The sequence below is a fragment of the Marinobacter sp. UBA3607 genome, assembly GCF_002375525.1.
GTDB lineage: Bacteria > Pseudomonadota > Gammaproteobacteria > Pseudomonadales > Oleiphilaceae > Marinobacter > Marinobacter vinifirmus.
Genome location: NZ_DFLY01000004.1, coordinates 70,473 through 79,265 on the forward strand (window position 1 = coordinate 70,473; position 8,793 = coordinate 79,265).

6 protein-coding genes are annotated in these 8,793 nt (G+C 60.4%); 2 read left to right on the forward strand and 4 right to left on the reverse strand.

Going from position 1 to position 8,793, the window contains the following annotated elements:
- Nucleotides 1-7: 7 nt before the first annotated feature.
- The gene (locus B2589_RS01070; protein ID WP_286815338.1) at nt 8-1,474 is read left to right on the forward strand and encodes an amidase; all 1,467 of its coding nucleotides are present in this window, start codon (nt 8-10) and stop codon (nt 1,472-1,474) included.
- Here B2589_RS01070 and B2589_RS01075 read toward each other — a convergent pair.
- The 4 genes from B2589_RS01075 to B2589_RS01090 all read right to left on the reverse strand — a co-directional run bounded on the left by B2589_RS01075 (nt 1,444) and on the right by B2589_RS01090 (nt 8,377).
- Nucleotides 1,444-3,321, reverse strand: coding sequence for a sensor domain-containing diguanylate cyclase (locus tag B2589_RS01075; protein WP_286815339.1), 1,878 nt, complete (start codon nt 3,319-3,321; stop codon nt 1,444-1,446). The two genes, B2589_RS01070 and B2589_RS01075, sit on opposite strands and share 31 nt — an antisense overlap.
- 153 nt (nt 3,322-3,474) lie before the next feature.
- Nucleotides 3,475-4,212: a pseudouridine synthase gene (locus tag B2589_RS01080; protein WP_286815340.1), complete on the reverse strand. Its 738-nt coding sequence runs from the start codon at nt 4,210-4,212 to the stop codon at nt 3,475-3,477.
- Nucleotides 4,212-7,289 carry an efflux RND transporter permease subunit gene (locus B2589_RS01085; RefSeq protein WP_286815341.1) on the reverse strand — a complete coding sequence of 1,026 codons (3,078 nt, stop codon included), beginning with the start codon at nt 7,287-7,289 and terminating at the stop codon, nt 4,212-4,214. The genes B2589_RS01080 and B2589_RS01085 overlap by 1 nt, the downstream gene beginning before the upstream one ends.
- Nucleotides 7,290-7,294: 5 nt before the next feature.
- The gene (locus tag B2589_RS01090; RefSeq protein WP_286815342.1) at nt 7,295-8,377 is read right to left on the reverse strand and encodes an efflux RND transporter periplasmic adaptor subunit; all 1,083 of its coding nucleotides are present in this window, start codon (nt 8,375-8,377) and stop codon (nt 7,295-7,297) included.
- A gap of 294 nt (nt 8,378-8,671) precedes the next feature.
- On the opposite strand from B2589_RS01090, the gene B2589_RS14340 reads away from it, so the two are divergent.
- Nucleotides 8,672-8,793 (forward strand): thiamine pyrophosphate-binding protein (locus tag B2589_RS14340; protein ID WP_414673914.1); only part of this gene is annotated, 122 nt, incomplete at its 3' end.

An 8,793-nucleotide genomic window follows, 5' to 3' on the forward strand; every position in this document is an offset into this window, starting at 1 on the left:
GTGAACCATGCCCCACACGTCTTCTTCCCCTTTCCACTGTTTTCGAGATGATGCGGTGGGCGAGTCTGATGCCACGGAGCTTGCCGCCCGCATCCGCAGCGGCGAAGTTTCAGCGGAAGACGTAGCCCGGGCAGCGGTACAAAGGGCAAGGCTGGCACAGCCCGTTCTGAACGGTGTGGTGGCAGAGAACTACGAGCAGGCCCTGAACCAGGCCGCCAGCCTGCCCGACCCGGACGCCCCCTTCGCCGGCGTGCCCATGTTTATCAAAGACAACACCGATGTCGCCGGCCTGCCCACCGGCCATGGTTCTGCCGCGGTGCCTGCCAATGTTGCCAGGACCACAGGCGCCTTCGCCCGGCAGATGCTGGCCCAGGGTTACCTGAACCTGGGCAAAAGCACCCTGCCGGAGTTCGGCTTTAACGCCACCACGGAGCCGGCCCACGCCGAGCCTACCCGCAACCCCTGGAATCCGGCCTATTCCTCCGGCGCATCGTCCGGTGGTGCTGCGGCCCTGGTGGCAGCCGGGGTGGTACCGGTGGCCCACGCCAACGATGGCGGCGGCTCCATTCGCATCCCGGCGGCCTGTTGTGGACTGGTCGGTTTGAAACCCACCCGGGGCCGGGTGGTGGATAACGATGCCGCCAGGGATCTTCCGGTCAACATCGTCAGTGATGGCGTGGTTACCCGCTCGGTTCGGGACACCGCAGGTTTCCTGGCCCATGCCGAAGACTACTTCCGCAATCGCAAGTTGCAGGAAATCGGCCATGTGCACGGGCCATCCGGCCGGCAACTGCGCATTGGCCTGGTGCTGGATTCAGTGAATGGCCACCCGACGGACCCGGTTACCCGAAGCACGGTGGAGAACACCGCCCGCCTGCTGGAAAAGCTTGGGCATGTGGTCGAACCCATGGCGGTGCCCATCAATAAATCTTTCCCACAGGACTTTGCCTTGTACTGGTCCATGCTGGCTTTCGGCGTAAAAGCCCGGGGCCACAAGCTGATGCACCCGGATTTCGACAAGCGTAAAACCGATGACCTCACCAATGGCCTGGATGCCATGTTCCGGAAGCATTTCTGGCGCCTGCCTGCGGTTATCTGGCGCCTGAAGCGTTCATGGAACGACTACGCCCAACACATGACCAACTACGATGCGGTACTGACGCCGGTGCTGGGCCAGACCACCCCACCGCTGGGCCATCTGAGCCCCACGGTGCCGTTTGACCTGCTGTTCGAGCGGCTGAACAGCTATGTAAACTTCACCCCGCTGGCCAACGCCACAGGCGCCCCGGCGATCTCTGTACCCATGGCACTGACCGAACACAACCTGCCGGTTTCGGTGCAGTTCATGGCCCGCCACGGGGATGAACGCACCCTGCTTGAACTTGCCTACCTGCTGGAAGCGGAGCAACCGTGGCCACAGATTACGCGGTTCTCGGCAACAGCCTATGACAACGCAGTTGCCGAAATGCTCTGACACTTGTGCGGGTCTGAAGCCACACGGTTCCGGCCCAGATTCTTGGCCTGGTACAGGGCATCATCCGCGCAAGTAAAGATTTCCTTGGTGGCGTCGGCCCGCGCTGGCGTGGCACTGCAGACGCCAATGCTGACCGTTACCCGCAGAACTTCGCCAGACACCCGGAACCCGGTTGATTCGATTTCATTCCGTATGCGCTCGGCCACCCGGAGCGCGCCCTCCTCCGGCGTATCCGGCAGCAGCACCACAAACTCTTCCCCACCGTAGCGGGCTGCCATATCCTGTGGACGGGTAATGTGGCGGCCAATGCACTCGGCGACCATCCGCAGGCAATCGTCCCCCACCAGGTGGCCGTAGGTGTCGTTAAACGACTTGAAGTGGTCGATATCCACCACCAGCAGAGACAACGGCTGCTGGAAACGATAGGCCCGCACCACATCCTGCTGGAAGACTTCATCAAAGTGGCCACGGTTCTTCAGGCCGGTCAGCGGATCCCTGGCGTTCAGCTCCAGCAACTTCAGGTTAACGGCCTCAAGGTCACGGGTGCGCTCCTGTACACGCTGTTCCAGCATGGTGTTGGCTTCCTGCTGGACGCGCAATGAGTCTTCCTGGGCCATGCGGGCTTTTCGCTCCTCGGCCAGCAGGCGCTGCTGAGCGGCGAAGGCCCGTTTCTTTTCCCGGTTGATGCGGTCAGCCAGCGCAACAGACAGCAGGATAACCCCCAGAGCCGAACCCACCTGGGTGGCGTTTTCAGTGATCAGGTTACGGGGCAGTACGGTGAATTTACTGAGCGCCAGAACAATGCCGCCGAACAGCATGAACACCCAGGCCACGGTGTAATAACGCGCGGCTGGATCGCGCTTTATCCAGCGCACCACACTGAGCATCAGCATGGTGGAACACCCCACAAAGGCCGCCAGGATGGTAGGCAGTATCATGTGCTCGTAAGGCACAAACAGCCCGGCCAGCGCCAGCAGGCCGGCGGTCATAACCATGGCCATGGTCCAGCGGTTCAGGTAAGGATGTTTTTGCCGGGTTACGCTGATAAAGCGGATGCTGAACACCCCGCCAAACAACACCGCCAGGTTGAGGAACACGATGATGGACTGGTCGTTCCACCAGGTGGCCTCCGGCCAAAGGTACTGGAACGCCACCCCGTGCAGGCTTGCAAGGAACAACGGCATGCTGCTTATGTAGCCCACGTAATAGAGAAAACTGCGCTCCCGGACCGCCATGTACACAAACAGGTTGTACAGGATCATCACCAGGACAATGCCGTAATAGACCCCTTCGAACATGCTGCGGGACTGCTCTGCCGCGTAGAAGGCCTCCTGGTCCCAGAGGGTCAGGGGCACCTGCATGGAGCTGGTAGTTTCAACTCTCAGGTAAAGGGTTTCCGTGGTATCCGGCGCTATGGCGATAGGCACCACAAAATTCCGATGGTGAATGGGGCGCTCGTGGAAAGGTTGTTTGTCGCCCAGAACAAGTGGCTGTGGCGGGCTGGCACCAGACGAACGATACAGCTCGATACGATCAAGCACCGGATAGCTGATTTCCAGGAAGGTCAGGGCTTCAGCCGCCCGGGCATTTCGTAAACTGACGCGGAACCAGTAAACATCGCCGCCATAACCCAGGCTGACACTGTCACTGCCGTTCTGTTGCCACTCCGCCTCCGGCAACGCCTGCACCTGGGAAAACGAGATAGGGCTGGATTCAACACGGTAATCCACGAACCGGGACAACTCCAGCCGCTCGGACTGCTCGTTCCAAACGGCGGTCTCCGCCTGGACCAACGCAGGCAGTAACAGGCCGGTGATGAACGCAAGGACAAGACAGAATCTGGGCACGGGAAGCCTCGATAACGAGCTTTATTATTCGGTTATAAGCTTATTTTCGAGTATGCACCAAAGGGTTCTGTGTTTCCGCCGATCCCAACCAATCGAAGCAAAACGATATAAAAAGATACACAAATCACATCAAAGAGTGACAGGCAGGGGCGTTTAGCCGGCACCCGGCGACGGAAAGATGGACAGAACATCCATGAAACTCTGCTCCGGCGGAGCTTTCAGAGCCAGCTCCTCGCCGGTTACCGGATGCGTTAACACCAACTCTGTCGCTGCCAGCATCAGCCGCCCCTGCCCGAAGCGCTCGGCAAAATACCGGTTATGCCGGCCGCGGCCGTGGTTGGCATCGCCGATAATGGGGTGGTTAATGTGCTTCATATGGCGCCGCAACTGGTGTTTGCGCCCGGTTTTCGGATACAGCTCTACCAGGCTGTAGCGGCTGGTGGGATAGCGTTCGATTTCCACCGGGATTTCGGTGGTCGCCAGCCGGCGATAATGCGTAAGCGCTTCCCTTACCGGCTGCTCGGTTCCGCGCAAACGCCGGTCTTCCGGCTCGTCCTTCAGCGGGTGATCAATGGTGCCAGATTCCGGCGTCCAGCCCCGAACTACCGCGAGGTAGGTTTTGCTCACCTCACCCGCCATCATGGCCTGGCCGACTGTCCTGGCGGTGTCCGGGTCCCGGGCAAACAGCAACACACCGGAGGTGGGCCGGTCCAGCCGGTGCACCGGGTACACGTGCTCGCCGCCGTTCAGGGCCCGGGCGTACTGCAGGGCAAACTCGGTTTCATGCTTGTCAATCGGGCTGCGGTGTACCAGCAGGCCGGCGGGTTTGTGGACTGCCAGCAGCCACGGGTCCCGGTAGATTTCCATAAGCGGATTGTTCTGGTAATCCATCACTGCCTCCGGCCAATCAGTGCCCGGAACCGTTCACCGGCCTTGTCACCCAGTACCAGCAAGGCCGGTGTCAGCAGCAGGGTCAGGAAGGTGGCAAAGGCCAGGCCACCGGCGATGGCGCTGGACAGCTGGGTCCACCATTGGGTAGAGGGTGCGCCCAACCCCAGTGACGGAGACAAAAGATCTACGTTAATGCCCAGCACCATGGGCATCAGCCCCAGTATGGTGGTAATCGCGGTGAGTAACACCGGCCGGAAACGCAGACAACCGGTTTCCAGCGCCGCGTCATAGGCGGCCTTGCCTTCCTGTTTCATCTGGTTGTAGGTATCGATCAGAATGATGTTGTTGTTCACCACAATGCCGGCCAGGGCAATAATGCCCATGCCCACCATCACCACGCCAAAGGGCTGGCCGTTAAACAGCAGCCCCAGCAACACGCCGGCGGTGGACAGCACAATGGCCGACAGAATCAGGAAGGTCTGGTACAGGGAGTTGAACTGGGTTACCAGGATCAGCAACATCAGCCCCACCGCCACCAGGAAGGCTGCCACCAGGAAGTTTGCGGCCTGTTGCTGGTCTTCGTTTTCACCGGCAAAGCGCATGGTGACTCCTTCTGGCGGCTCCGGCATCTCTGCCTGCAAAGTGCGCAGCAGTTCATCCATCCGCTGCCCGGGGGCCACATCGGATTTGATGGTAACGGTACGCTGGCCGTCTACCCGCACAATGGTTCCGGTCTTGTCGCCCGGCTCCAGGGTCACAAATTCGGACAGCGCCACCTGGCCCCTCGGCGTGTTGATGGTCTGGCGTTGCAGCTGCTCCAGCTCACGCCAGTTGTTGGGCACCCGCACGGCAATGTCCACTTCGTCCCGTACGTCTTCAGGCCGGTAGGTGGCCAGTATCAGGCCGTTGGTTACCAGGCGCACGGCACTGCCGATACTCAACACATCGGTACCAAAGCGGGCGGCGGCCTCCCGGTCTACCTTCAGGCGCCACTCAATGCCGGGCAGGCTGCGGTCATCTTCAATGTCGACAAAGCCACCCTGGGCGCGCATTTGCTGTTGTATCTGGTCCACATAGCCGTCCAGGTCGCCGCTGTTCATGCTGCTGACCAGCAACTCCACCGGCTTGCCCTCAGCGGGGCCGCCTTCCTGTTTGCGGAACTCCAGCTCTACCCCGGGAATGTCTGCGGTACGTTCACGGAAATCCTCCAGGATCTCGGTGGCCGTCCGGCGGGTGAACCAGTCATTGAACTGGAACTGCAGCACACCGATAACATCCGGTGCCATCTGGGTACTGGTCGACAGCATGGAGCGGGCGTACAGCGCTTTCACCTCCGGCATATTCTGCAGGCGTTGTTCTACCTCACGCACAATGGCATCCCGCTCCCGGATGGAAAGGTCGCCCCGGGCACGCACTTGAACCTGGGCAGAATCCGGTTCAACACTGGGAAAGAATTCCACACCGTGATTGAAGCGGCCGTAGGCGGCATAGATCAGGATTATCAGCACCAGGGAACCAAGCAGGGTCAGCCCCGGGCGTTTGAGCAGGGTTGCCAGCGCCTTGCGGTAGCCCTGAACAAACCGGCTTTCTTCCGGATCATGGTGCGACCGCTTGCCACCACTAACGCCCCCAAGCACCGGCAGAAACACCAGTGCCATAGCCAGGGACGCAATCAGGCAGATCAGCACTGTCATGGGCAGGAATTTCATGAACTCCCCCACCACCCCGGGCCAGAACAACAGCGGCACAAACACCGCCAGGGTGGTGGCGGTGGAAGCAATCACCGGCCAGGCCATGCGGGATGCGGCTTCTACCCAGGCTTGCTTGACCGTCTGACCATCACTCAGGTTTCGATCCGCCAGTTCCGACACCACAATCGCGCCGTCTACCAGCATGCCGGCCACCAGGATCAGGCTGAACAGCACGACAATGTTGAGGGTGAGGCCCATGCCCGAGATCACCAGGATGCCGGTCAGGAAGGCACCGGGAATGGTCAGGCCCACCAGCAGTGCCGAACGGGGGCCCATGGCGGCGATGACCACGATAATCACCAGCACAATGGCGGTCAGTACGTTGTTGAGCAGGTCCGAGAGGATGTCCCGCACTTCCTCGGACTGATCCATGATGTAGCGGATTTCCAGCGTCTCCGGCAGCCGCGGGCGGGCGTCATCAATCAGGGTGCGAATCTGCTCGATGGTTTCGATGATGTTGGCCCCGGAGCGCTTGGACACCTCCAGCACCAACGCCGGCTCGCCGTTAATCCGGGCAAAGCCGGTGGGGTCTTTGAAGGTACGCTGCAGCATGGCAATGTCGCCGAAAGTCACCACGGTATCGCCATCCACCTTCACGGGCATGGACATCACATCTTCAATGTTCTCGATGACCCCGGGTACTTTCAGGGCCATGCGACCGTTGCCGGTATCCAGCGAGCCGGCGGCCACCAGCTGATTGTTGCGGGTAACCAGTTGCGCCAGCTGGTCGAAATCGATGCCGTAGCTTTCCAGCACCTGGGCATCCACCACGATTTCCAGCAGGTCTTCCCGGTCGCCGCCTATTTCCACTTCCAGTACATCGGGAATGGCTTCAATGGCATCCTGCAGGCGGCGGGCAATGGTGATTAGCTCCCGTTCAGACAAGGGTCCGGACAAGCCGATGGACAGCACCGGAAACAGGGACACGTTGATTTCATGCACCCGCGGCTCGTCTGCCTCCTGGGGCAGCTTGGAGCGGGCAGTGTCCACTTTCTCGCGCACATCCTGCAGGGCTTTGTCGGGGTCGAAACCGGCATCAAACTCCAGCATCACCGAGGCATGGCCTTCGGCGGAGGTGCTGCGCATTTCCTTGATGCCTTCGAGCGCCCTCAGCTCCTGTTCCATGGGGCGCACTAACAGGCGCTCCGCATCCTCGGGGCTGATGCCATCCAGGGTCATGGACACATAGATCATGGGAATAGTGACGTCCGGGTTCGATTCCTTGGGAATCGCCTGGTACGCCGCCATGCCGCCAAGAAGCAGGAACAGGAAGGTCAGCAGCGTGGTGCGGCTGCGGTCCATGGCCGCAGAGATCAGTGCTCTCATGTTGGTCAGCCCCGCTGGTCTGAGCGGTCGACCGGCTGCACGGCCTCACCCTCGGCCACAAACCCGCCACCCCGGGTAATCAGCCGGATCTGATCCGGCAGGCCGGACACCCAGGCGCCATCGGTGGCTACGTTGAGCAGTTTGACGGTCTGGAACATCACCCGGTCCTGCCCGTTGACGTACTTCACACCGGGCCGGCCGTCGTCGTCCAGCGTCAGGTAGGCCGGTGAAATGAACTGGGCCTTTTGCTCCGGCAAGCGGATGTTCAGGGTAGCGGTGCCGCCAGCCGCTCTCAGCAAATCCGGGTTCTCCACCAGGATTTCCACCGCAAAGCTGCGGGTTTCCGGGGATGCCGCACTGGCGACAAAGCTGACCACACCCGCCATGGCGGTGCCATCCAGCAATTTGATCTCCACCGCCTGCCCGGGCTCGACCGCAGACACCGACTGCTGGGGAATCTGCCCGGTGGCTTTCAGGCGATCAATCTGCACCAGCTCGAACAGGGGCGTGCCCACCTGCACCAATGTACCGGGGTCTACTTCCCGACGATTCACTACTGCGTCAAAGGGAGCGGCCGGTTTGAGATGTTGCAACGCCAGTTCTGCCGCTGTCCGTTCAGCCCTGGCGGCGGCCAGTTCACTCTGCAACCGCAACACTTCGGTTTCGGAAGCCAGGTTATTCGAACGCAACCGGCGCACGCCGGCCAGGTCGGCTTCCAGCTTGCGAATAGTGGCTCTCCAGCGCTCAACCACGGCATCCCGGCCATCGGTAGACAACGTCAGCAACGGCTCCCCGGCTTTTACCTGGTCCCCCAGCTGCACGTGCAACTGCTCTACCGTTCCGGCCACCCGGGCACCTACCATCACCGACTGCCAGGGCTGCAGCTGGCCCTGCAGTTTCAGTACCGGCTGATAGTTGGTGGCTTCCAGCGTTTCCACCTCTACCCGGGTGGGCTGGCGCTGTTCCTGCTCGGGGTCGGCCGGGGCATCATCACTGGCCACTTTGAGCTCACCGGTAGCCATCCAGATAGCCAGGAGAATAATGACCAGCAGGGATAAACCGAGGGATCCGAGTTTTGCTTTTGTCATGAAATGCTCATCACTTCCGTATTTGAGGCAATAAAGGGTTGCAACCGGTTTTAAACGTGGGTTAGATTCTACACATATTGTTTTTACGAATTCAGAGCAGATTGCCGATTTTATGAATCTCAACGCAGTGATTGTCCTTGTAAAGCTAGTCCTGGTGGTCGTGGTACCGTCCGGGGGCTTTTGCGTGGACAAGCGGGTGAGATAGCGACAACCTGACTCAAACACCAGAAACCCCCGGCACCGAAAGGTCCCGGGGGTTTCTTTTTTGCGGCAAAGAAAAAGGGAAAAACGACCATGAACGGCGCACAGCACATTCTTGAAGCGTTCCACCGCCATAACATCAACACCGTTTTCGGCTATCCGGGCGGCTGCATCATGCCGCTATACGATGCCCTGGTGGACGATGTCGGTGTGGA